The sequence below is a fragment of the Pseudomonas sp. P7758 genome, assembly GCF_013386485.1.
Taxonomy (GTDB): Bacteria; Pseudomonadota; Gammaproteobacteria; order Pseudomonadales; family Pseudomonadaceae; genus Aquipseudomonas.
On sequence record NZ_JACARS010000011.1, the window covers coordinates 99,160 to 121,168 of the forward strand.

The 22,009-nt window shown below is 58.1% G+C and carries 19 protein-coding genes and 2 tRNA genes; 19 read left to right on the top strand and 2 right to left on the bottom strand.

Annotation, left to right across the window (positions count from 1 at the left end; translation table 11 throughout):
* Nucleotides 1-92 precede the first annotated feature (92 nt).
* A complete protein-coding gene (gene fur, locus HX873_RS02510) occupies nucleotides 93-497 on the top strand; it encodes a ferric iron uptake transcriptional regulator (protein ID WP_003212228.1) in 405 nt (134 codons plus the stop codon).
* A gap of 96 nt (nucleotides 498-593) precedes the next feature.
* Here fur and recN read toward each other — a convergent pair whose 3' ends face one another.
* A complete protein-coding gene (gene recN / locus HX873_RS02515) occupies nucleotides 594-2,267 on the bottom strand; it encodes a DNA repair protein RecN (protein WP_008436836.1) in 1,674 nt (557 codons plus the stop codon).
* Between the two features lie 253 nt (nucleotides 2,268-2,520).
* Between recN and grpE the strand changes: the two genes are divergently transcribed.
* The 8 genes from grpE (at nucleotide 2,521) to HX873_RS02555 (ending at nucleotide 12,987) form a co-directional block, all read left to right on the top strand.
* Nucleotides 2,521-3,081 (top strand): nucleotide exchange factor GrpE, encoded by a 561-nt coding sequence (gene grpE / locus HX873_RS02520; RefSeq protein WP_003212224.1) that lies wholly within the window; start codon nucleotides 2,521-2,523, stop codon nucleotides 3,079-3,081.
* Nucleotides 3,082-3,183: 102 nt separating this feature from the next.
* Nucleotides 3,184-5,100 carry a molecular chaperone DnaK gene (dnaK, locus tag HX873_RS02525; protein WP_003212222.1) on the top strand — a complete coding sequence of 639 codons (1,917 nt, stop codon included), beginning with the start codon at nucleotides 3,184-3,186 and terminating at the stop codon, nucleotides 5,098-5,100.
* Nucleotides 5,101-5,416: 316 nt separating this feature from the next.
* Complete coding sequence (gene dnaJ, locus HX873_RS02530; RefSeq protein ID WP_003212219.1) at nucleotides 5,417-6,541, top strand: molecular chaperone DnaJ; 1,125 nt, start codon at nucleotides 5,417-5,419, stop codon at nucleotides 6,539-6,541.
* 10 nt (nucleotides 6,542-6,551) lie between these two features.
* Nucleotides 6,552-7,358, top strand: coding sequence for a 4-hydroxy-tetrahydrodipicolinate reductase (gene dapB / locus HX873_RS02535; protein WP_087693401.1), 807 nt, complete (start codon nucleotides 6,552-6,554; stop codon nucleotides 7,356-7,358).
* Between the two features lie 259 nt (nucleotides 7,359-7,617).
* Nucleotides 7,618-8,754: a glutamine-hydrolyzing carbamoyl-phosphate synthase small subunit gene (gene carA, locus HX873_RS02540; RefSeq protein ID WP_003212214.1), complete on the top strand. Its 1,137-nt coding sequence runs from the start codon at nucleotides 7,618-7,620 to the stop codon at nucleotides 8,752-8,754.
* A 105-nt stretch (nucleotides 8,755-8,859) separates the two neighbouring features.
* Nucleotides 8,860-12,081 carry a carbamoyl-phosphate synthase large subunit gene (carB, locus tag HX873_RS02545; RefSeq protein WP_003212212.1) on the top strand — a complete coding sequence of 1,074 codons (3,222 nt, stop codon included), beginning with the start codon at nucleotides 8,860-8,862 and terminating at the stop codon, nucleotides 12,079-12,081.
* Nucleotides 12,078-12,554, top strand: a complete 477-nt coding sequence (gene greA / locus HX873_RS02550; RefSeq protein ID WP_003212209.1) for a transcription elongation factor GreA — start codon at nucleotides 12,078-12,080, stop codon at nucleotides 12,552-12,554. The genes carB and greA overlap by 4 nt, the downstream gene beginning before the upstream one ends.
* Nucleotides 12,555-12,582: 28 nt before the next feature.
* Entirely contained in the window at nucleotides 12,583-12,987 is a 405-nt protein-coding gene (locus HX873_RS02555; RefSeq protein WP_003212207.1) for a hypothetical protein, read from the top strand.
* Nucleotides 12,988-12,995: 8 nt separating this feature from the next.
* Here HX873_RS02555 and yhbY read toward each other — a convergent pair whose 3' ends face one another.
* Nucleotides 12,996-13,304 (bottom strand): ribosome assembly RNA-binding protein YhbY, encoded by a 309-nt coding sequence (gene yhbY, locus HX873_RS02560; RefSeq protein ID WP_087693400.1) that lies wholly within the window; start codon nucleotides 13,302-13,304, stop codon nucleotides 12,996-12,998.
* Nucleotides 13,305-13,409: 105 nt separating this feature from the next.
* On the opposite strand from yhbY, the gene rlmE reads away from it, so the two are divergent.
* The 10 genes from rlmE (at nucleotide 13,410) to nusA (ending at nucleotide 22,003) form a co-directional block, all read left to right on the top strand.
* Nucleotides 13,410-14,060: a 23S rRNA (uridine(2552)-2'-O)-methyltransferase RlmE gene (rlmE, locus tag HX873_RS02565; RefSeq protein WP_003212203.1), complete on the top strand. Its 651-nt coding sequence runs from the start codon at nucleotides 13,410-13,412 to the stop codon at nucleotides 14,058-14,060.
* Between the two features lie 200 nt (nucleotides 14,061-14,260).
* Complete coding sequence (gene ftsH, locus HX873_RS02570) at nucleotides 14,261-16,171, top strand: ATP-dependent zinc metalloprotease FtsH (RefSeq protein ID WP_008436840.1); 1,911 nt, start codon at nucleotides 14,261-14,263, stop codon at nucleotides 16,169-16,171.
* Between the two features lie 8 nt (nucleotides 16,172-16,179).
* On the top strand, nucleotides 16,180-17,031 hold the full coding sequence (gene folP, locus HX873_RS02575; RefSeq protein ID WP_087693399.1) for a dihydropteroate synthase: 852 nt from the start codon (nucleotides 16,180-16,182) through the stop codon (nucleotides 17,029-17,031).
* Nucleotides 17,032-17,047: 16 nt separating this feature from the next.
* Nucleotides 17,048-18,385 (top strand): phosphoglucosamine mutase, encoded by a 1,338-nt coding sequence (glmM, locus tag HX873_RS02580; protein ID WP_003212196.1) that lies wholly within the window; start codon nucleotides 17,048-17,050, stop codon nucleotides 18,383-18,385.
* A gap of 66 nt (nucleotides 18,386-18,451) precedes the next feature.
* On the top strand, nucleotides 18,452-19,207 hold the full coding sequence (gene tpiA, locus HX873_RS02585; RefSeq protein WP_003212194.1) for a triose-phosphate isomerase: 756 nt from the start codon (nucleotides 18,452-18,454) through the stop codon (nucleotides 19,205-19,207).
* A gap of 4 nt (nucleotides 19,208-19,211) precedes the next feature.
* Nucleotides 19,212-19,595, top strand: coding sequence for a preprotein translocase subunit SecG (gene secG, locus HX873_RS02590; protein ID WP_026078118.1), 384 nt, complete (start codon nucleotides 19,212-19,214; stop codon nucleotides 19,593-19,595).
* Between the two features lie 21 nt (nucleotides 19,596-19,616).
* A tRNA-Leu gene (locus tag HX873_RS02595) sits at nucleotides 19,617-19,702 on the top strand.
* Nucleotides 19,703-19,798: 96 nt separating this feature from the next.
* Nucleotides 19,799-19,875, top strand: a tRNA-Met gene (locus HX873_RS02600).
* Nucleotides 19,876-20,015: 140 nt separating this feature from the next.
* Entirely contained in the window at nucleotides 20,016-20,474 is a 459-nt protein-coding gene (rimP, locus tag HX873_RS02605; protein ID WP_003235029.1) for a ribosome maturation factor RimP, read from the top strand.
* A gap of 47 nt (nucleotides 20,475-20,521) precedes the next feature.
* Nucleotides 20,522-22,003, top strand: coding sequence for a transcription termination factor NusA (gene nusA, locus HX873_RS02610; RefSeq protein ID WP_003212187.1), 1,482 nt, complete (start codon nucleotides 20,522-20,524; stop codon nucleotides 22,001-22,003).
* Nucleotides 22,004-22,009: the final 6 nt, after the last annotated feature.

Here is a 22,009-nt window from a genome sequence, read left to right on the forward strand (position 1 = left end):
GCGACTTCCACTATCTTGGCTGGGACAACGTAAACGCCGATCATACCCGTATTAAGAGAAGCTGCGAAGCAGCATCCGCGAGAAAGCTAACCATGGTTGAAAATAGCGAACTACGCAAAGCCGGTCTTAAAGTGACTCTGCCACGAGTCAAGATTCTACAAATGCTCGATTCTGCTGAGCAGCGCCACATGAGTGCCGAGGATGTATACAAGGCGCTGATGGAGTCTAACGAGGACGTCGGCCTGGCCACGGTTTACCGTGTTCTGACCCAGTTTGAAGCAGCAGGACTGGTGGTTCGTCATAATTTCGACGGCGGTCATGCAGTGTTCGAATTGGCCGACGGCGGTCATCACGACCACATGGTTGACCTGGATACCAATGAGGTTATCGAGTTCACCAGTCCGGAAATCGAGAAGCTCCAGCACATGATCGCTGAGCAGCATGGATTCGATTTGGTGGACCACAATCTGGTTCTCTACATACGTAAGAAAAAGTAAGAAAGCTACGCAGATTCGCTCTGCGAAACGATCGAAGGCGACCCTAGGGTCGCCTTCGTGCTTTCTATAGAAAGAAAATACTCAGTAAGCCAGGCTTCAGGCCTTCGCGGTTACCACCATTTTCTTCGCGTGAGCCAAGGACTCCTTGGTCAAGTCGATGCCGCCGAGCATCCGCGCCACTTCTTCTACCCGTTCGGTCTTGTTCAGCTTGGACACGGCGGTATGGGTCGCATCGCTGCCTCGCACCTTGTGCACGAACAAGTGCTGATGCCCTTGGGCAGCTACTTGTGGCAAGTGGGTAACGGTCAGTACCTGGCCGCGATCGCCCAGCCGGCGCAGCAACTGGCCCACGATCTCGGCAGTCGGGCCGCCGATCCCTACGTCCACTTCATCGAATACCAGTGTTGGCACGCGAGAGGTCTGGGCGGTGATCACCTGAATCGCCAGGCTGATCCGCGACAGCTCGCCGCCGGAAGCTACCTTTGCCAGTGCCTTGAGTGGCTGGCCCGGGTTCGCGCTGACCAGCAGTTCTACCTGTTCAAGGCCGTTGGGCAGCAGTTCATTGCTGGTGTTAGTGTGCAACTCGATGGTGAAGCGCCCGCCGGGCATGCCCAGGCGCTGGATTTCCTGCTCCACCGCGCTGGCCAGGCCGGTCGCTGCCTGATGGCGCAGGTCGCTGAGTTCTCGGGCTTTCTCGTGATAATGGCGAGCAAAGGACGCCAGCTCTTCACCCAGTCGCTCGATGGATTCGTCGTTGGCGTTCAGGGTTTCAATTTCATCCAGCAGCTTTTGCTGCATGGTTGCGACTTCGGTCGGCTGGATCCGGTGTTTGCGCGCCAGGGTGTAGATGGTGTCCAGGCGCTCTTCTATATCCTGCAGGCGGGCTGGGTCGGCATCGAAGTGATCGAGAAAGCGGTTCAGTTCGCCCACGGCTTCTTCTACCTGGATTTGCGCGCTGGTCAGCAGAGTGGTGGCTTCGTTCAGCGAGCCTGATGCGTTATTCACGCTGGATAGCCGGTTCAGGCTGGCAGTCAGGGCGTTGAGCACATTGCCGGAATCACTTTCGCTGCACTGCTCCACCACTTGCCGACAGATGCCCAGCAGGGTTTCGGCGTTGGTGAGGTTCTTGTGTTCCTGTTCCAGTTGCTCCAGTTCCGTCTCGCCGAGCCCCAGGCTTTCCAGTTCTTCCAGTTGGTAGCTGAGCAACTGGTGACGGGCGCGCTGCTCGTCGCCGGAGTTGGAGAGGCGCTCCAGCTCCTGGCGGGTCTGGCGCCAGCGCTGCGCGGCCAATTGCACCTGGCGCGCAAGATCGGTGGCGCCGGCGTACTCGTCGAGGAGTCGGCGATGGGTGTCGGTTTTCAGCAGGGACTGGTGTTCATGCTGGCTGTGGATATCGATCAGCAGTTCGCCCAGGGCTTTCAGGTCGCCGAGCGGGCAGGGCGTGCCATTTATATAGCCGCGGGAGCGCCCTTCGGCCGTGATCACCCGGCGCAGGATGCACGGGCCTTCATTGTTAAGGTCGCGCTCGGCAAGCCAGGCCTCGGCTTCCGGGATATCGGCCAGGTCAAAGGTGGCGAGGATATCGGCCTTGTCGGCGCCCGGGCGTACCACCCCGCTGTCGGCGCGATCACCCAGGGTCAGGCCCAGGGCGTCGAGCATGATCGACTTGCCGGCGCCGGTTTCGCCTGTGATTACGCTCATCCCGCGATCCAGTTCAAGATCCAGATGTTCAACGATGGCGTAGTTATGTACGGACAGGTGCACCAGCATGACGGCCGCTCCCAGGCTTTAGGTCTGGTTATTTATACAGTGTTTTGTTTGAAGGTGACAATCCTGATGTTTAGTCCGATTTGCTTGAATAAATCGCTTTTTAAGCGCAACAGGGAATGATTGATAAGAATTGATCCAGGACAAGTGAAAGACTTTTGGTAACGCCTCAACCCTTGAACCTGAAAATTGTGGCCCCATATACCGGAACAGAAGCGCGAGTCGAGTTCGCGCATGATTTTGAAAGGAGAAATCTATGGCTGACGAACAGACGCAGGATACGCAAAATCCAGACGCCAACCAGGCCGCAGGTGAAGACCTGGCCGCTCGTGTGCAAGTGCTCGAAGAGCAATTGGCAGGCGCACAGGATCAATCGTTGCGTGTTGCCGCCGATCTGCAGAACGTCCGCCGCCGCGCCGAGCAGGATGTAGAAAAAGCTCACAAATTCGCCCTGGAAAAATTTGCCGGTGATCTGTTGCCGATCATCGACAGCCTGGAGCGTGGCCTTGAGCTGTCCAATCCGGACGACGAAAACATCCGCCCAATGCGCGAAGGGATCGAACTGACCCTGAAAATGTTCCAGGACACCCTGAAGCGTTATCAGCTGGAAGCCATCGATCCGCAAGGCGGCGAGCCGTTCAATGCCGAGCATCACCAGGCAATGGCGATGCAGGAAAACGCTGATCTTGAGCCGAACAGCGTATTGAAGGTGTTCCAGAAGGGTTACCAGCTCAACGGTCGCTTGCTGCGCCCGGCAATGGTTGTGGTGAGCAAGGCTCCTGCACCGGTTGCACCTTCTATTGATGAGCAGGCTTGAAATAAGTCGTAACGGCCCCATCTATAAGTCAAGCGTTTAAGTACTGCCGCAGTTAGCCACCACTGCTGCGGCAAAAAAATCTAAGTTTCGGGAGAGTAAATCATGGGCAAAATTATCGGTATCGACCTGGGGACTACCAACTCCTGCGTCTCCGTGCTGGAAAACGGCGTATCCAAAGTTATTGAAAACGCCGAAGGCGCACGCACCACTCCGTCCATCGTGGCTTATGCCAACGACGGCGAAATCCTGGTGGGCCAGTCCGCCAAGCGTCAAGCTGTGACCAATCCGCATAACACCCTGTACGCGGTGAAGCGTCTGATCGGTCGTAAGTTCGACGAAGAAGTCGTACAGAAAGACATCAAGATGGTCCCGTACAAAATCGCCAAGGCTGACAACGGTGACGCCTGGGTTGAAGTGAACGGCCAGAAAATGTCGCCGCCACAAATCTCGGCTGAAATCTTGAAAAAGATGAAGAAAACCGCCGAAGACTACCTCGGTGAAGCCGTGACTGAAGCGGTGATCACCGTTCCGGCCTACTTCAACGACAGCCAGCGCCAGGCGACCAAAGACGCCGGCCGTATTGCTGGCCTGGACGTGAAGCGTATCATCAACGAACCAACCGCAGCCGCTCTGGCCTACGGTATGGACAAGGCCAAGGGCGACCACACTGTGATCGTTTACGACCTGGGTGGCGGTACCTTCGACGTTTCCGTGATCGAAATCGCTGAAGTCGATGGCGAGCACCAGTTCGAAGTGTTGGCCACCAACGGTGACACGTTCCTGGGCGGTGAAGACTTTGACATTCGTCTGATCGACTACCTCGTTGACGAATTCAAGAAAGAAAGCGGCATGAACCTCAAGGGTGACCCGCTGGCCATGCAGCGCCTGAAAGAAGCCGCTGAGAAAGCCAAGATCGAACTGTCTTCGAGCAATTCGACCGACGTGAACCTGCCGTACATCACTGCAGACGCTACCGGTCCTAAGCACTTGAACGTGAAAATCTCCCGCGCCAAGCTGGAAGCGCTGGTAGAAGACCTGGTTCAACGCACCATCGAGCCTTGCCGCATTGCGCTGAAAGACTCGGGTATCGACGTTGGCGCGATCAACGACGTGATCCTGGTGGGCGGTCAGACCCGTATGCCACTGGTTCAGAAGCTGGTTACCGAGTTCTTCGGTAAAGAAGCGCGTAAAGACGTGAACCCGGACGAAGCAGTTGCCATGGGTGCTGCCATCCAGGGCGCGGTATTGGCCGGCGACGTGAAAGACGTTCTGCTGCTGGACGTAAGCCCGCTGACCCTGGGTATCGAAACCATGGGCGGCGTGATGACTGCGCTGATCGAGAAAAACACCACGATTCCTACCAAGAAATCGCAAGTGTTCTCGACTGCCGACGACAACCAGGGCGCCGTGACCATTCACGTGCTGCAAGGTGAGCGTAAGCAAGCCGGTCAGAACAAGTCCCTGGGCAAGTTCGACCTGGCCGAGATTCCACCAGCACCACGTGGCGTGCCACAAATTGAAGTGACCTTCGACATCGACGCCAACGGCATTCTGCACGTAGGCGCCAAAGACAAGGCCACCGGCAAGACTCAGTCGATCGTGATCAAGGCTAACTCGGGTCTGTCCGAGGAAGAAATCCAGCAGATGATCCGTGACGCTGAAGCCAATGCTGACGAAGACCGCAAGTTCGAAGAACTGGCCGCTGCCCGTAACCAGGGTGATGCACTGGTTCACTCGACTCGCAAAATGATCGCTGATGCTGGCGACAAAGTGACTGCCGAAGAGAAAACTGCAATCGAAGCCGCAGTAGTTGCCCTGGAAGCCGCCGTTAAAGGCGACGACAAGGCTGCTATCGAAGCCAAGGTTGAAGAGCTGTCGAAAGTCTCTGCGCCAGTGGCTCAGAAAATGTACGCCGAACAAGGCCAGCCGGCTGACGGTGCTGCACACCAGGCAGAACCTGAAGCCAAGCACGACGATGTTGTCGATGCCGAGTTCGAAGAAGTCAAAGACCAGAAGTAACTTGGTCGCCCGGTTGACCGCTCACAAGCGGTGACTGGTAGGATGTCGCCGCGCGGGAGCTTGCTCCCGCGTTGGCGTGTCTGGGGTACGCGAATTTTTACAGCATGCGACAACGCTCGGATGCTGGCGGTGTGATCGGGAATGCTCCTGCTTTCCGGACGACAGTCACCGCGTTTTTGGCCGGTTTCCGGTTGAAAGCAGTAACGACCAGGATCGTTGAATTGACGTGAGTTGGGTCCGGGCCTGTATTGGGGCTCAACGAGTTTGGCAAGGCTCAGGAGGGTTTTGCCGGACGTCCTTAAGAGTGCAAAGACTTATGGCAAAGCGTGACTATTACGAAGTGTTGGGTGTGGAGCGCGGCTCCAGCGAGGCGGACCTGAAAAAGGCTTACCGTCGCCTGGCAATGAAGCACCACCCGGACCGTAATCCGGATAGCAAAGAATCCGAAGAGCTGTTCAAAGAGGCCAATGAGGCCTACGAATGCCTGTGTGATCCGAACAAGCGCGCCGCTTACGACCAGTATGGCCATGCTGGTGTCGACCCAAGCATGGGTGGCGGCGGTGCCGGTTTCGGTGGGCAGAACTTCTCCGATATTTTCGGCGACGTGTTCAGCGACTTCTTTGGCGGCGGCCGTGGTGGCCAGCGTGGCGGTGCCCAGCGTGGCAGCGACCTGCGCTACACCCTGGAGCTGAACCTGGAAGAAGCGGTGCGCGGTACCAGCGTCAATATCCGTGTTCCGACGCTGGTCAATTGCAAGCCGTGCGACGGTTCGGGCGCCAAGAAAGGCTCCTCGCCGATCACTTGCCCGACTTGCGGCGGTATCGGCCAGGTACGCATGCAGCAAGGCTTCTTCTCGGTGCAGCAAACCTGCCCGCGCTGCCACGGCCAGGGCAAGATCATTTCCGATCCGTGCGACTCGTGCCACGGCGAAGGGCGTGTCGAAGAGTACAAGACTCTCTCGGTGAAAGTGCCGGCGGGTGTTGATACTGGCGACCGCATTCGTCTGTCGGGCGAAGGCGAGGCGGGCACTCAGGGCGGCCCGACGGGCGACCTGTATGTGGTGATCAATGTGCGCGAGCACTCGATTTTCCAGCGCGACGGCAAGCATTTGTTCTGTGAAGTGCCGATCAGCTTTGTCGATGCGGCCCTGGGTGGCGAGCTTGAGATTCCGACGCTGGACGGTCGGGTCAAGCTGAAGATCCCTGAGGGTACGCAGACCGGCAAGCAATTCCGTATCCGTGGCAAAGGCGTTGCGCCGGTGCGCGGTGGCGGTGCTGGTGACCTGATGTGCCGTGTGGCGGTAGAGACGCCGGTGAACCTGGGGCGTCGTCAGCGCGAACTGCTGGAAGAGTTCCGCAGCTCCCTGGCCGGCGATGACACTCATTCGCCAAAGACCACCGGCTGGTTCGAAGGCGTGAAGCGCTTCTTCGGCGACCTGTAAGGAAGTGAGTATGCGACGTATCGCGGTGATGGGCGCTGCCGGGCGCATGGGCAAGACCCTGGTCGAGGCCGTGCAGGCGCGCTCGCCGGCCTCCGGGCTGACGGCGGCGATTGTTCGTCCCGGCAGCACCTTGATAGGTGCGGACGCGGGTGAGTTGGCGTCCCTGGGGCGGATCGGTGTTTCGTTGTCCGGCAATCTGGAGCAGGTTGCCGACGAGTTTGACGTGCTGATCGATTTCACCCTGCCGGACGTGATGCTGAAAAACCTGGCGTTCTGCCGCAAGGCAGGCAAGGCCATGGTGATCGGCACAACTGGCCTGAGCGCCGAGCAAAAGCAGCTGCTGGTGGAGGCGGGCAAGGATATTCCAATCGTGTTCGCGGCCAATTTCAGCGTCGGCGTCAATCTGTCGCTGAAGCTGCTCGACATGGCGGCGCGGGTGATGGGTGATGAGGCTGACATCGAGATCATCGAGACTCATCACCGGCACAAGATCGATGCGCCGTCCGGTACGGCATTGCGTATGGGCGAGGCGATTGCCGATGCCCTGGGTCGTGACCTGTCGAAGGTGGCGGTGTATGGCCGTGAAGGTCATACCGGTGCCCGCGCCCACGACACCATCGGTTTTGCCACCGTTCGCGGCGGTGATGTGGTGGGCGATCACACGGTGTTGTTCGCAACCGAGGGCGAGCGTCTTGAGATCACCCACAAGGCGTCTAGCCGCATGACGTTCGCCAAGGGTGCCGTGCGTGCGGCGCTGTGGCTTGAGGGTCGTGCGCCGGGCCTGTACGACATGCGCGACGTGCTGGACCTGCATTAAGAAGTAGCTAAAACGGGGTCTCAGGAATATGCTGAGGCCCCGTTTTTACCCGCTAGGCGACGTCCTGTCGCATTCCCCTGCCTTTAAGGCTCATTAGCGGTGGACCAAAAAAGCCTTTTTCTGTAAGCTACAGCTTTAGTGTGTCCACTAAAAGCGCGCAGAATAATTCAGTGAAGAAGCGGGGTGACGTGTCCATACGTCACTCCGCTTTTTTACAACCTGCGATCGCCCTTTCAGGCTTTATTTACGGGAGGTCTTCTTGACTAAGCCAGCCATACTCGCCCTTGCTGATGGCAGCATTTTTCGCGGCGAAGCCATTGGAGCCGACGGTCAGACCGTTGGAGAGGTGGTGTTCAACACCGCCATGACCGGCTATCAGGAAATCCTTACTGATCCTTCCTACGCCCAACAGATCGTTACCCTGACCTATCCGCACATCGGCAACACCGGTACTACACCGGAAGACGCCGAGTCTGATCGTGTCTGGTCGGCTGGCCTGGTCATTCGTGACCTGCCACTGGTAGCGAGCAACTGGCGTAACACGATGTCCCTGTCCGATTACCTGAAAGCCAACAACGTTGTGGCGATCGCCGGTATCGATACGCGTCGCCTGACACGCATCCTGCGTGAAAAAGGCTCGCAGAACGGCTGCATCATGGCCGGTGACAACATCTCCGAAGAAGCAGCGATCGCAGCGGCCCAAGGTTTCCCTGGCCTGAAAGGCATGGATCTGGCGAAAGTCGTCAGCACCAAGGAAACGTACGAGTGGCGCTCCACCGTCTGGGACTTGAAGACCGACAGCCACGCGACCATCGAAGCTTCCGAACTGCCGTACCACGTCGTGGCCTACGACTACGGTATCAAGCACAACATCCTGCGCATGCTGGTCGAGCGCGGTTGCCGCGTGACCGTGGTGCCTGCGCAGACCCCGGCCAACGACGTACTGGCCCTGCAGCCCGACGGCGTGTTCCTGTCCAACGGCCCGGGTGACCCGGAGCCTTGCGACTACGCCATCAAGGCGATCAAGGAAGTGCTGGAAACCGAGATCCCGGTGTTCGGCATCTGCCTCGGCCACCAACTGCTGGCCCTGGCCTCCGGCGCCAAGACCCTGAAAATGGGTCACGGCCACCACGGTGCCAACCACCCGGTGCAGGACCTGGACACTGGTGTCGTGATGATCACCAGCCAGAACCACGGTTTTGCGGTGGATGAAGCGACGCTGCCGGGCAACGTCCGGGCGATTCACAAGTCGCTGTTCGACGGTTCCCTGCAAGGTATCGAGCGCACCGACAAGAGCGCGTTCAGCTTCCAGGGCCACCCTGAAGCAAGCCCGGGCCCGAACGACGTAGCGCCGCTGTTCGACCGTTTCATCAATGAGATGGCCAAGCGACGCTAACTGAGCGGCCTGAGGGCGGCCCGGGAAACCGGCGGCCCCCTCGGGCTCTTCAAAGATTGTTCAAGACGGCTTGCCGACTGACCTGCGGATTTGAGTGACAAACCCATGCCAAAACGTACAGACATAAAAAGCATCCTGATTCTCGGCGCTGGCCCGATCGTGATCGGCCAGGCCTGCGAATTCGACTACTCCGGCGCCCAGGCCTGTAAGGCCCTGCGCGAAGAGGGCTACCGCGTCATCCTGGTGAACTCCAACCCGGCCACCATCATGACCGACCCGGACATGGCCGACGCCACCTACATCGAGCCGATCAAGTGGCAGACCGTTGCCAAGATCATCGAGAAAGAGCGTCCGGACGCCCTGCTGCCAACCATGGGTGGCCAGACCGCCCTGAACTGCGCACTGGACCTGGAGCGCGAAGGCGTACTGGAGAAGTTCGGCGTAGAGATGATCGGCGCCAATGCCGACACCATCGACAAGGCTGAAGACCGTTCGCGTTTCGACAAGGCCATGAAGTCCATCGGCCTTGATTGCCCGCGTTCCGGTATCGCCCACAGCATGGAAGAGGCCAATGCGGTCCTGGAGCGCCTGGGCTTCCCGTGCATCATCCGTCCGTCTTTCACCATGGGCGGCACCGGCGGCGGTATCGCTTACAACCGTGAAGAGTTCGAAGAAATCTGCGCCCGCGGCCTGGACCTGTCTCCGACCAAAGAGCTGCTGATCGACGAATCCCTGATCGGCTGGAAAGAATATGAGATGGAGGTTGTCCGCGATAAGAAGGACAACTGCATCATCGTCTGCTCGATCGAAAACTTCGACCCGATGGGCGTGCACACCGGTGACTCGATCACCGTTGCGCCGGCACAGACCCTGACGGACAAGGAATACCAGATCATGCGTAACGCCTCTTTGGCGGTGCTGCGTGAGATCGGTGTGGAAACCGGTGGCTCCAACGTCCAGTTCGGCATCTGCCCGGACACTGGCCGCATGGTTGTGATCGAGATGAACCCGCGTGTATCGCGTTCTTCGGCGCTGGCATCGAAAGCTACCGGCTTCCCGATTGCGCGCATCGCCGCCAAGCTGGCGATCGGTTACACCTTGGACGAGCTGCAGAACGAAATCACCGGCGGCGCAACGCCAGCTTCCTTCGAGCCGTCGATCGATTACGTCGTCACCAAGCTGCCACGTTTCGCTTTCGAGAAATTCCCGAAAGCCGACGCCCGCCTGACCACTCAGATGAAGTCGGTCGGTGAAGTCATGGCCATCGGCCGGACCTTCCAGGAGTCCCTGCAGAAAGCCCTGCGCGGCCTGGAAGTGGGCGTTTGCGGCCTGGACGAGAAGCTCGACCTGAGCAACCCGGAAAGCATGAGCGTGCTCAAGCGCGAGCTGACCGTGCCGGGTGCCGAGCGTATCTGGTACGTGGCCGATGCTTTCCGCGCCGGCATGACCGTCGAAGACATCTTCGGCATGAACATGATCGACCCGTGGTTCCTGGTGCAGATCGAAGATCTGATCAAGGAAGAAGAGAAGGTCAAGACCCTCGGTCTGTCCTCCATCGACCGCGACCTGATGTTCCGCCTCAAGCGCAAAGGTTTCTCCGACATGCGTTTGGCCAAGCTGCTGGGCGTGACCGAGAAGAACCTGCGCACCCATCGCCACAAGCTGGACATCTTCCCGGTCTACAAGCGCGTTGATACCTGTGCGGCCGAGTTCGCCACCGACACCGCATACATGTACTCCACCTACGAGGAAGAGTGCGAAGCCGCGCCGTCGGGCCGCGACAAGATCATGATCCTGGGCGGCGGTCCAAACCGTATCGGCCAAGGCATCGAGTTCGATTATTGCTGCGTACACGCCGCTCTCGCCCTGCGCGAAGACGGGTACGAGACCATCATGGTCAACTGCAACCCGGAAACTGTTTCTACTGACTACGACACTTCCGACCGTCTGTACTTCGAGCCGGTAACGCTGGAAGACGTACTGGAAATCTGCCGTGTCGAGAAGCCAAAAGGCGTGATCGTCCAGTACGGCGGCCAAACCCCGTTGAAACTGGCTCGCGCACTCGAAGCTGCTGGCGTGCCGATCATCGGTACCAGCCCTGACGCTATCGACCGTGCCGAAGACCGTGAACGCTTCCAGCAGATGGTTGAGCGCCTGAACCTGCGTCAGCCGCCAAACGCCACTGTGCGCAGCGAAGACGAAGCGATCCGCGCGGCCAGCAAGATTGGTTACCCGCTGGTGGTGCGTCCGTCCTACGTACTGGGCGGCCGGGCGATGGAAATCGTCTACGAAGAAGACGAACTCAAGCGTTACCTGCGTGATGCGGTGAAAGTGTCCAACGACAGCCCGGTGCTGCTGGACCACTTCCTCAACTGCGCCATCGAGATGGACGTGGATGCGGTCTGCGACGGCACCGACGTGGTGATCGGCGCGATCATGCAGCACATCGAACAGGCTGGCGTTCACTCCGGTGACTCCGCTTGCTCGCTGCCGCCATACTCGCTGCCTGCACACATCCAGGACGAGATGCGCGAACAGGTCAAGAAAATGGCCCTGGAGCTGGGCGTGGTCGGCCTGATGAACGTACAGTTGGCGCTGCAAGGCGAAGACATCTACGTCATCGAAGTCAACCCGCGCGCCTCGCGTACCGTGCCGTTTGTTTCCAAGTGCATCGGTGTTTCCCTGGCAATGATTGCTGCCCGTGTGATGGCCGGTAAGACCTTGAAGGAAATCGGCTTCACCAAGGAAATCATTCCGAACTTCTACAGTGTGAAAGAGGCGGTGTTCCCATTCGCCAAATTCCCTGGTGTGGACCCGATCCTGGGCCCGGAGATGAAGTCCACCGGTGAAGTGATGGGCGTGGGCGATACCTTCGGTGAAGCATTCGCCAAAGCCCAGATGGGCGCCAGCGAAGTGCTGCCTACCGGCGGTACTGCGTTCATCAGCGTGCGCGATGATGACAAGCCGCTGGTTGCAGGCGTGGCCCGTGATCTGATCAACTTGGGCTTCGAAGTCGTGGCCACTGCCGGGACCGCCAAGCTGATCGAGGCTGCCGGCCTGAAAGTGCGTCGCGTGAACAAGGTGACGGAAGGCCGTCCACACGTGGTCGACATGATCAAGAATGACGAAGTCACCCTGATCATCAACACCACCGAAGGTCGCCAGTCGATCGCGGACTCCTACTCCATTCGTCGTAACGCCTTGCAGCACAAGATCTACTGCACCACCACCATTGCTGCTGGCGAAGCTATCTGCGAAGCGCTGAAGTTCGGTCCTGAAAAAACCGTGCGTCGCTTGCAGGATCTACACGCAGGATTGAAGGCATGATCAAATACCCAATGACCGTCCAGGGCGCAAAAGCCCTGGAAGAAGAGCACGCCCACTTGACCAAGGTCGTCCGTCCGAAGCTGAGCCAGGACATCGGTACGGCCCGGGAATTGGGTGACCTGAAGGAAAACGCTGAATACCATGCTGCCCGCGAGCAGCAAGGTATGGTCGAGGCGCGGATCCGTGACATCGAAGGCCGCCTGCAGAATTCGGTGGTTATCGACGTCACGACCATCCCGCATACCGGCAAGGTGATTTTCGGCACCACCGTGGAAATCGCCAACGTCGAGACTGACGAAAGCGTGGTTTACCACATCGTGGGTGAAGACGAGGCCGACTTCAAACTCGGCAAGATCTCCGTCGGTTCGCCGCTGGCCCGCGCCTTGATTGCCAAGGAAGAGGGTGACGTGGTGGCCGTCAAGACGCCTGGTGGCGTGATCGAGTACGAGATTGTCGAAGTTCGTCACATCTGAAAGACGGCGCCCGCTTCGTGCGGGCGCCATGCTTTGGCAGTTTGCCCAGATGCTTTGGGTTGGCGGCCTATGGCTGTTACATATTGGTGTGCTGCCGGCGCTGGGCCTGATTGGCCTGGCACCGTTGCTGATCGATGAGGTCAGCGGATTATTAAGCGCGTTGCTGGTAGGTTTTGCAGCGGCGTGCGTGACGCTTCAGGCGCTGGTGCTGATCAAGGCCGAAGGCTTGGGGAGTCTGTGGCGGGATATTCGCGGGCAACTGCTGTTGATGGCGCTGTATGCGTGCGCAATGTTTTGCGTGGTGCGCATCTTTCTGCCGGAGGCGTTGCGCTGGCAGCTGTTCAGCTATCTTGTGCTAGGGTTTTCCGGGTTGGTGCTGGTTGTACAGCCGGCGCCAGGATGGAGTGGCAGGGCGTGCGAAGCACGCCCGTGACCCTTGTTTCACTTGAAGCGGTGTACGTTCGACAGTTGCTTGTTGGCGCTGAAGTTCTTGCGATACAGCAGCGCCATCTTGCCGATGACCTGAACCAGGTCCGCTTTGCCAGCCTTGCACAGTTCTGCAATAGCTGCCAGGCGCGCCTCGCGATCAAGGATGCTGACCTTGATCTTGATTAGCTCGTGATCGCTCAATGCGCGTTCAAGTTCGGCTAACACACCTTCAGTCAAACCGTTGTCAGCCACAATCAAAACTGGTTTCAGATGGTGGCCAATGGATTTGTACTGTTTCTTCTGCTCTTGAGTGAGCGGCATAATCTGACCCCTGCGTCTGATCTTGTAAAAAGCGGCGGCCAGTTTACCCGAGCGAGTCCGGGACCGCCCAGTTAATCACGACCCGTTTTATTTTCGAGGTGGCCCGTGGCCCGTTCCAAAACTAGCCTTAAGTGGCTGCAAGAGCATTTCAACGACCCTTACGTCAAAATGGCGCAAAAGGATGGCTACCGTTCCCGGGCCAGCTACAAACTGCTGGAGATCCAGGAAAAGGACAAGTTGATCCGTCCTGGCATGAGCGTTATCGACCTGGGTGCCGCCCCGGGTGGCTGGTCCCAGGTGACCAGTCGTCTGATTGGTGGACAAGGTCGTTTGATCGCTTCCGACATCCTGGAAATGGACAGCATCCCTGACGTGACCTTTGTTCACGGCGATTTTACCCAGGATGAAGTGCTGGCACAGATCCTTGAGGCCGTCGGAAATTCGCAGGTAGACCTTGTGATTTCCGATATGGCCCCCAATATGAGTGGATTACCGGCTGTTGATATGCCGCGAGCCATGTTCCTGTGCGAATTGGCACTGGACCTGGCAGGACGGGTACTGCGTCCGGGTGGTGACTTCCTGGTCAAGGTCTTCCAGGGTGAAGGCTTCGACGAGTATCACAAGAACATCCGCAAACTGTTCGACAAGGTACAGACACGCAAGCCTGACTCTTCCCGGGACAGGTCTCGCGAGCAGTATTTGCTGGGTCGCGGCTTCCGTGGCATTGAAGGCGCTGCCAGTGAAGAGCGTTTTTGAGAAATTTGACGGAGGCGATAGGTTTTTTTATATCGCTTTCGTCACGAAGCTTTACGAATATTGTGTAGTCAAAGTTTCACAAAGGGTTACAGACGGCGCCTGCCAGAGTTGTAGGTAATGTAGTAAGTTAGGCCGGTGAATATCATGCGAAGCACGCGCCAGTAGCGGAGCTTGCTTCAGAGGGTAGTTAATTGAACGATATGGCAAAGAATCTGATCCTGTGGTTGATCATCGCGGCTGTCCTCGTGACGGTGATGAACAACTTCTCCAGCCCTAACGAGCCGCAGACCCTCAACTATTCCGACTTCATCCAGCAAGTTAAGGATGGCAAGGTCGAGCGCGTAGCAGTTGATGGCTACGTGATTACCGGCAAGCGCAACGATGGCGACAGCTTCAAGACCATCCGTCCGGCAATCCAGGACAATGGCCTGATCGGCGACCTGGTGGATAACCACGTGGTTGTCGAAGGCAAGCAGCCTGAGCAGCAGAGCATCTGGACCCAGCTCCTGGTGGCCAGCTTCCCGATACTGGTGATTATCGCCGTGTTCATGTTCTTCATGCGCCAGATGCAAGGTGGTGCGGGAGGCAAGGGCGGGCCGATGAGCTTCGGCAAGAGCAAGGCACGCCTGCTCTCCGAAGACCAGGTGAAAACTACCCTGGCTGACGTTGCCGGTTGCGACGAAGCCAAGGAAGAAGTGGGCGAACTGGTTGAGTTCCTGCGCGATCCGGGCAAGTTCCAGCGCCTGGGTGGCCGTATTCCTCGCGGTGTGCTGATGGTTGGCCCGCCAGGTACCGGTAAAACCCTGTTGGCCAAGGCCATTGCCGGCGAAGCCAAAGTACCTTTCTTCACCATTTCCGGTTCCGATTTCGTCGAAATGTTCGTCGGTGTCGGTGCCAGCCGTGTTCGCGACATGTTCGAACAGGCCAAGAAACACGCGCCTTGCATCATCTTCATCGATGAAATCGACGCCGTTGGTCGCCATCGTGGCGCCGGCATGGGTGGCGGTCATGATGAGCGTGAGCAGACTCTTAACCAGTTGCTGGTTGAGATGGACGGTTTCGAAATGAACGACGGCATCATCGTAATCGCCGCAACCAACCGTCCAGACGTACTCGACCCTGCGCTGCTGCGTCCGGGCCGTTTTGACCGTCAGGTCGTTGTCGGTTTGCCAGACATCCGCGGTCGTGAGCAGATCCTGAAAGTACACATGCGCAAAGTGCCAATGGGCGACGACGTGGCTCCGGCCGTGATTGCCCGTGGTACTCCAGGCTTCTCCGGTGCCGACCTTGCCAACCTGGTGAACGAGGCGTCGCTGTTTGCCGCCCGTACCGGCAAGCGCATCGTTGAAATGAAGGAGTTCGAGCTGGCGAAAGACAAGATCATGATGGGCGCAGAGCGCAAATCCATGGTCATGTCCGAGAAAGAGAAGCAGAACACCGCTTATCATGAAGCCGGTCACGCCATTGTTGGCCGCGTTGTGCCTGAGCATGACCCAGTCTACAAGGTATCGATCATTCCTCGTGGCCGGGCGCTGGGCGTCACCATGTTCCTGCCGGAAGAGGATCGCTACAGCCTCTCCAAGCGTGCCTTGATCAGCCAGATCTGCTCGCTGTATGGCGGCCGGATCGCCGAAGAGATGACCCTTGGCTTCGACGGTGTTACCACCGGTGCCTCCAACGACATCATGCGTGCCAGCCAGATTGCGCGGAACATGGTGACCAAGTGGGGTCTGTCGGAGAAACTCGGTCCTTTGATGTATGCCGAGGAAGAAGGCGAAGTATTCCTGGGTCGCGGTGGTGGTGGTCAAGCTGCCAGCTTCTCCGGCGAGACAGCCAAGCTGATCGACTCCGAGGTGCGCAGCATCATTGACCAGTGCTACGGCACGGCCAAGCAGATCCTCACCGACAACCGCGACAAGCTCGACGCCATGGCTGATGCCCTGATGAAGTACGAGACCATTGATGCCGAGCAGATTGACGACATCATGGCCGGTCGTACGCCTCGCGAGCCTCGCGATTGGGAAGGTGGTTCGGGTACTTCGGGCACGCCGCCAGTGGTACAGAACGAACGCCCTGAAGCCCCGATCGGCGGCCCGGCTGCTGACCATTAAGGTTTGAAATGACTTCTGCGTTGTCCTCGACCCGGTTGCCTTGCGGCAGCCGGGTTCTTGATTTGGCCCATACACACGTTATGGGCATTCTTAATGTAACCCCTGATTCCTTTTCCGATGGTGGTCGCTTCAGTCAGCTTGATGCTGCGTTGCGCCATGCGGAAGCGATGGTGGCTGCCGGTGCGACTCTGATTGACGTCGGTGGCGAATCAACCCGGCCCGGTGCGCGCGCAGTTTCTCCCCTGGAGGAGCTGGAACGGGTTGCTCCGATTGTCGAGCGCATCCATCAAGAGCTGGACGTCATCATCTCTGTCGACACCTCGACCCCTGCCGTTATGCGCGAAACTGCGCGGCTGGGTGCAGGGTTGATCAACGATGTGCGCTCTTTGCAGCGCGATGGCGCTCTGGATGCGGCCGCCGCGACGGGGCTGCCGGTTTGCCTGATGCATATGCTTGGCGAGCCGGGCACGATGCAGGACGACCCGCATTACGACAATCTGGTCGGTGAAGTGAAAGGTTTTCTTGCCGAGCGCATGGCTCAATGCGCGGCGGTGGGGATTGCTCCCGAGCGGATAATCCTCGACCCGGGATTTGGCTTTGCCAAGACCTTGCAGCACAATTTAAGCCTGTTCAAGCATATGGAATCCCTGCATGCCCTTGGTCGCCCCTTGTTGGTCGGGGTTTCGCGCAAGAGCATGATAGGTCTGGCGTTGAATCGTCCGGTGGGTGAGCGGCTGCATGGCGGCCTGGCACTTGCGGCACTTGCCGTGGTCAAGGGTGCGCGCATCTTGCGCGTGCATGACGTGGCCGAGACGATAGATGTAGTGCGGATGATCGCAGCGGTTGAATCAGCCGAATAAGAATGATGGAGCACTTATGACTAAAAAGTATTTTGGCACCGATGGCATTCGCGGTCGGGTCGGCGAATTCCCGATTACTCCCGATTTCATGCTCAAGCTGGGCTGGGCCGCCGGCATGGCGTTCCGCAGCATGGGGGCCTGCCGTATCCTGGTGGGTAAGGACACGCGTATCTCGGGTTATATGTTTGAGTCTGCGCTGGAGGCAGGTCTGTCTGCTGCCGGCGCTGATGTGATGCTGTTGGGGCCGATGCCTACGCCAGCGATCGCTTACCTGACGCGTACCTTTCATGCTGAAGCCGGTATCGTGATCAGCGCTTCGCACAATCCCCACGATGACAACGGCATCAAGTTCTTCTCAGGCCAGGGCACCAAGCTGCCGGATGAGATCGAGCACATGATCGAAGAGTTGCTGGATGCGCCGATGACCGTCGTCGAATCGAGCAAGCTGGGCAAGGTATCGCGGATTAACGACGCTTCCGGCCGTTACATCGAATTCTGCAAAAGCAGCGTGCCTAGCAGCACCAATTTTGCCGGGTTGAAGGTCGTCATCGACTGCGCCCACGGCGCGACGTACAAAGTCGCACCGAGTGTGTTCAAGGAGCTTGGCGCAGACGTTACTGTACTGTCGGCGCAGCCGAACGGCCTGAACATCAACGACAACTGCGGCTCAACCCACATGGGGCAGTTGCAGGCGGCTGTCCTGGCTGAGCATGCCGACTTGGGCATCGCGTTCGATGGTGATGGCGACCGCGTATTGATGGTCGACCACACTGGCGCGATCGTCGATGGCGACGACCTGTTGTTCATCATCGCCCGTGACCTGCATGAGCGTAACAAGCTGCAAGGCGGCGTCGTCGGTACCTTGATGAGCAATCTTGGCCTGGAGCTGGCCCTGGCAGATCTGGGGATCCCGTTTGTGCGCGCCAATGTCGGTGACCGCTACGTGATTGCCGACCTGCTGGAGCGTAATTGGCAGGTGGGTGGCGAAAATTCCGGTCATATCGTCTGCTTCCAGCACACGACTACCGGGGATGCGATCATTGCGGCGCTGCAGGTGCTGCTGGCGCTGCGTCGCCGTGAAGAAAGCCTGGCCCAGGCGCGGCAGGCGTTGCGCAAGTGCCCGCAAGTGCTGCTCAACGTGCGCTTTGCAGGCGGTGACAACCCTATCGAGCATCCGGCTGTCAAAGAGGCCAGCGAGCGCGTGACTGCCGCCATGGCGGGGCGTGGCCGGGTCTTGCTGCGCAAGTCGGGTACCGAGCCTTTGGTGCGTGTAATGGTCGAGGGCGAGGACGAAACACAGGTTCGCGGCTATGCCGAAGAGCTGGCAAAACTGGTAACTGAAGTTTGCGCCTGAATTCGGCTTGCCAGTGATGATGTGGTTGGGTAACATCTGCGCCCACTTTGACCGACGAGGTACAGCATGCGTCGCACTATGGTAGCTGGTAACTGGAAGATGCACGGTACCCGCGCCAGTGTCGCTGAGCTGATCAATGGCCTTCGTCATTTGGCCTTGCCTAGCGGTGTTGATGTCGCGGTATTCCCGCCTTGCTTGTATATCAATCAAGTGATTGATGGCTTGAAAGGCAAGTCGATCCAGGTCGGCGCGCAGAACTCTGCGGTGGAATCCATGCAAGGTGCGTTGACCGGTGAGATTGCACCGAGTCAGCTGGTTGATGCGGGTTGTTCCCTGGTGCTTGTTGGGCACTCCGAGCGCCGCCAGATCATGGGCGAGCGTGATGGGACACTCAATCGCAAATTCGCGGCGGCACAGGCTTGCGGCTTGGTTCCGGTGTTGTGCATAGGGGAGACCCTTGAGCAGCGTGAGTCCGGTAAAACTCTTGAGGTTGTCGGGCGTCAGCTGGGCAGCATCATCGAGGAGCTGGGAGTCGGTGCCTTTGCAAATGCAGTAATTGCTTACGAGCCGGTCTGGGCCATTGGCACCGGGCTGACTGCTTCGCCGCAACAGGCGCAGGATGTGCACGCAGCCATCCGCGCGCAGTTGGCGGCAGAGAATTCTGAGGTCGCACGAGGTGTGCGGCTTCTATACGGCGGCAGCGTGAAGGCGGCCAATGCGGTCGAACTGTTCGGCATGCCGGATATCGATGGGGGGCTCATTGGTGGAGCTTCCCTGAATGCAGATGAGTTCGGTGCGATTTGTCGCGCCGCGGGAAACTGAAAAAATGCTGGAAACAGTCATCGTTGTTTTTCATCTGCTGGGTGCACTGGGCGTAGTTGCTCTGGTTTTGCTGCAGCAGGGTAAAGGTGCGGACGCTGGTGCGTCTTTCGGGGCAGGTGCTTCAAATACTGTGTTCGGAAGCCAAGGTTCCTCTACCTTTCTTAGTAAGTTTACTGCTATACTTGCCGCCGGTTTCTTCATAACCAGCTTGGGGTTAGGTTACTTTGCTAAAGAGAAAGCTCATGTGCTGACTCAAGTAGGTCTCCCAAACCCAGCAGTGTTGGAAGTACCAAAAGCAAAACCGGCTTCTGATGATGTCCCGGTGCTTCAAGAGCAAAAGTCGGCTACTCCAGCGACTGACGTACCTCCAGCTCAAGAGCAGAAGTAAGAAGGTTGTAATCGCTGTATTGCCGAGGTGGTGGAATTGGTAGACACGCAACCTTGAGGTGGTTGTGCCCATAGGGTGTAGGGGTTCGAGTCCCCTTCTCGGTACCAATTATCAGGAGAGCCCGCTGTTGCGGGCTTTCTTGTAGGTGGAAGGTTACATTGACCCTGTAAGGGATCGGTCGTATACTTCCGCCCCAGCTTTGTCGCGGGGTGGAGCAGTCTGGTAGCTCGTCGGGCTCATAACCCGAAGGTCGTCGGTTCAAATCCGGCCCCCGCAACCAGTTTTAGCGGAGCCCCTTTTAAGGGGCTTTTTGTTAGCTGGACACTTTCAACGCCGCTGTTCGACGGCGTTTCAAGGATGGGCGTTTCGCCCATTTTTTTATTTTGCACAGCATGCACATACATGCACGAGGGGGTTCAGGTGTCGAGCAAGCTAGAAGAGTTGCAGGCCTTGTTGGCCCCGGTGGTCGTGGCCCTAGGCTATGAATGCTGGGGTATTGAGTTTTCGGCTCAAGGTCGCCACTCAATGTTGCGCGTTTATATCGATAAAGAGGGCGGCGTGCTGGTGGACGATTGTGCCATTGTCAGCCGTCAGATCAGCGGTGTCCTGGATGTTGAAGATCCGATCTCCGTTGAATACACCCTCGAAGTTTCCTCGCCTGGCATGGAACGCCCACTGTTCACTATTGATCAGTTTGCAAAATTTGCCGGTGAACAAGTGAAGATCAAGCTGCGCTCTCCCTTTGAAGGGCGACGCAACTTTCAGGGCCTTCTGCGCGGTGTAGAAGAGCAGGACGTCGTGGTGCAGGTAGAAGACCATGAGTTCCTGTTGCCGATCGATATGATCGACAAGGCCAACATTATTCCCAGTTTTGACTGAGACGCGGATCCCGCGGATCCAATGGCTTGCGAAAGGCGAGGCGTACGATGAGCAAAGAAGTACTGCTGGTTGTTGAGTCGGTATCCAATGAAAAGGGCGTACCGGCAAACGTGATTTTTGAAGCGCTGGAGCTGGCCCTGGCCACTGCTACCAAAAAGCGTTTTGAAGACGAAGTTGATCTGCGTGTGGAAATCAACCGCCACACCGGTGCCTACGAGACTTTCCGTCGCTGGACGGTCGTCGAAGAAGCCGATCTTGATGATCCGGCCATCGAAACCTGGCCGAGCAAGGTTGCTGAAACGCATCCGGGCGCCCAGGTCGGTGATGTCGTCGAAGAAAAGATCGAATCCATCGAGTTCGGCCGCATCGCTGCACAGACTGCCAAGCAAGTCATCGTGCAGAAGGTCCGCGAAGCCGAGCGCGCTCAAGTCGTTGACGCTTATCGCGAGCGCCTGGGGGAAATCATCTCCGGCACCGTGAAAAAAGTCACTCGCGACAACGTGATCGTCGACCTGGGTAACAACGCTGAAGCGTTGCTGGCCCGCGAAGACATCATTTCCCGCGAAACTTTCCGGGTTGGCGTGCGCTTGCGTGCGCTGCTCAAGGAAATCCGCACCGAGAACCGCGGCCCTCAGTTGATCCTGTCGCGTACCGCGCCGGAAATGCTGATCGAGCTGTTCCGCATCGAAGTGCCGGAAATTGCCGAAGGCCTGATCGAAGTCATGGCTGCGTCCCGCGATCCGGGTTCACGCGCCAAGATCGCGGTCCGCTCCAAGGACAAACGCATCGACCCGCAAGGCGCTTGCATTGGTATGCGCGGTTCGCGCGTCCAGGCAGTGTCGGGCGAATTGGGCGGTGAGCGTGTGGACATCGTCCTGTGGGACGATAACCCTGCGCAGTTCGTGATCAACGCAATGTCGCCTGCTGAAGTGGCGGCAATTATCGTTGACGAGGATGCCCATGCAATGGACATCGCCGTTGGCGCAGACAATCTGGCTCAGGCCATCGGTCGCGGTGGTCAGAACGTACGTTTGGCCAGCCAGTTGACCGGCTGGACCCTGAACGTGATGACCGAATCGGACATCCAGGCTAAGCAGCAAGCAGAAACCGGTGACATCCTGCGCAACTTCATCGACGAGCTGGAAGTCGACGAAGACCTGGCACAGGTGCTGGTAGATGAAGGCTTCACCAGCCTGGAAGAGATTGCCTACGTACCGTTGGAAGAAATGCTCAACATCGACGGCTTTGACGAAGACACCGTCAACGAGCTTCGCGCTCGGGCCAAGGATCGTTTGTTGACTAAAGCCATCGCTACTGAGGAAAAGCTGGCAGACGCCCATCCGGCCGAAGACCTGCTCTCGCTTGAGGGTATGGACAAGGATTTGGCGATGGAACTGGCGGTGCGCGGCGTAATTACCCGCGAAGACCTGGCCGAGCAGTCTATTGACGACCTGCTCGACATCGACGGCATTGACGATGATCGTGCCGGCAAGTTGATCATGGCCGCCCGAGCCCATTGGTTCGAGTAATTAGGC

Coding starts and splice junctions, on each gene's coding strand:
- fur (WP_003212228.1), top strand. CDS start 93: ATGGTTGAAAATAGCGAACTACGCAAAGCCGGTCTTAAAGTGACTCTG.
- recN (WP_008436836.1), bottom strand. CDS start 2,267: ATGCTGGTGCACCTGTCCGTACATAACTACGCCATCGTTGAACATCTG.
- grpE (WP_003212224.1), top strand. CDS start 2,521: ATGGCTGACGAACAGACGCAGGATACGCAAAATCCAGACGCCAACCAG.
- dnaK (WP_003212222.1), top strand. CDS start 3,184: ATGGGCAAAATTATCGGTATCGACCTGGGGACTACCAACTCCTGCGTC.
- dnaJ (WP_003212219.1), top strand. CDS start 5,417: ATGGCAAAGCGTGACTATTACGAAGTGTTGGGTGTGGAGCGCGGCTCC.
- dapB (WP_087693401.1), top strand. CDS start 6,552: ATGCGACGTATCGCGGTGATGGGCGCTGCCGGGCGCATGGGCAAGACC.
- carB (WP_003212212.1), top strand. CDS start 8,860: ATGCCAAAACGTACAGACATAAAAAGCATCCTGATTCTCGGCGCTGGC.
- greA (WP_003212209.1), top strand. CDS start 12,078: ATGATCAAATACCCAATGACCGTCCAGGGCGCAAAAGCCCTGGAAGAA.
- HX873_RS02555 (WP_003212207.1), top strand. CDS start 12,583: ATGCTTTGGCAGTTTGCCCAGATGCTTTGGGTTGGCGGCCTATGGCTG.
- yhbY (WP_087693400.1), bottom strand. CDS start 13,304: ATGCCGCTCACTCAAGAGCAGAAGAAACAGTACAAATCCATTGGCCAC.
- ftsH (WP_008436840.1), top strand. CDS start 14,261: ATGGCAAAGAATCTGATCCTGTGGTTGATCATCGCGGCTGTCCTCGTG.
- folP (WP_087693399.1), top strand. CDS start 16,180: ATGACTTCTGCGTTGTCCTCGACCCGGTTGCCTTGCGGCAGCCGGGTT.
- glmM (WP_003212196.1), top strand. CDS start 17,048: ATGACTAAAAAGTATTTTGGCACCGATGGCATTCGCGGTCGGGTCGGC.
- tpiA (WP_003212194.1), top strand. CDS start 18,452: ATGCGTCGCACTATGGTAGCTGGTAACTGGAAGATGCACGGTACCCGC.
- secG (WP_026078118.1), top strand. CDS start 19,212: ATGCTGGAAACAGTCATCGTTGTTTTTCATCTGCTGGGTGCACTGGGC.
- nusA (WP_003212187.1), top strand. CDS start 20,522: ATGAGCAAAGAAGTACTGCTGGTTGTTGAGTCGGTATCCAATGAAAAG.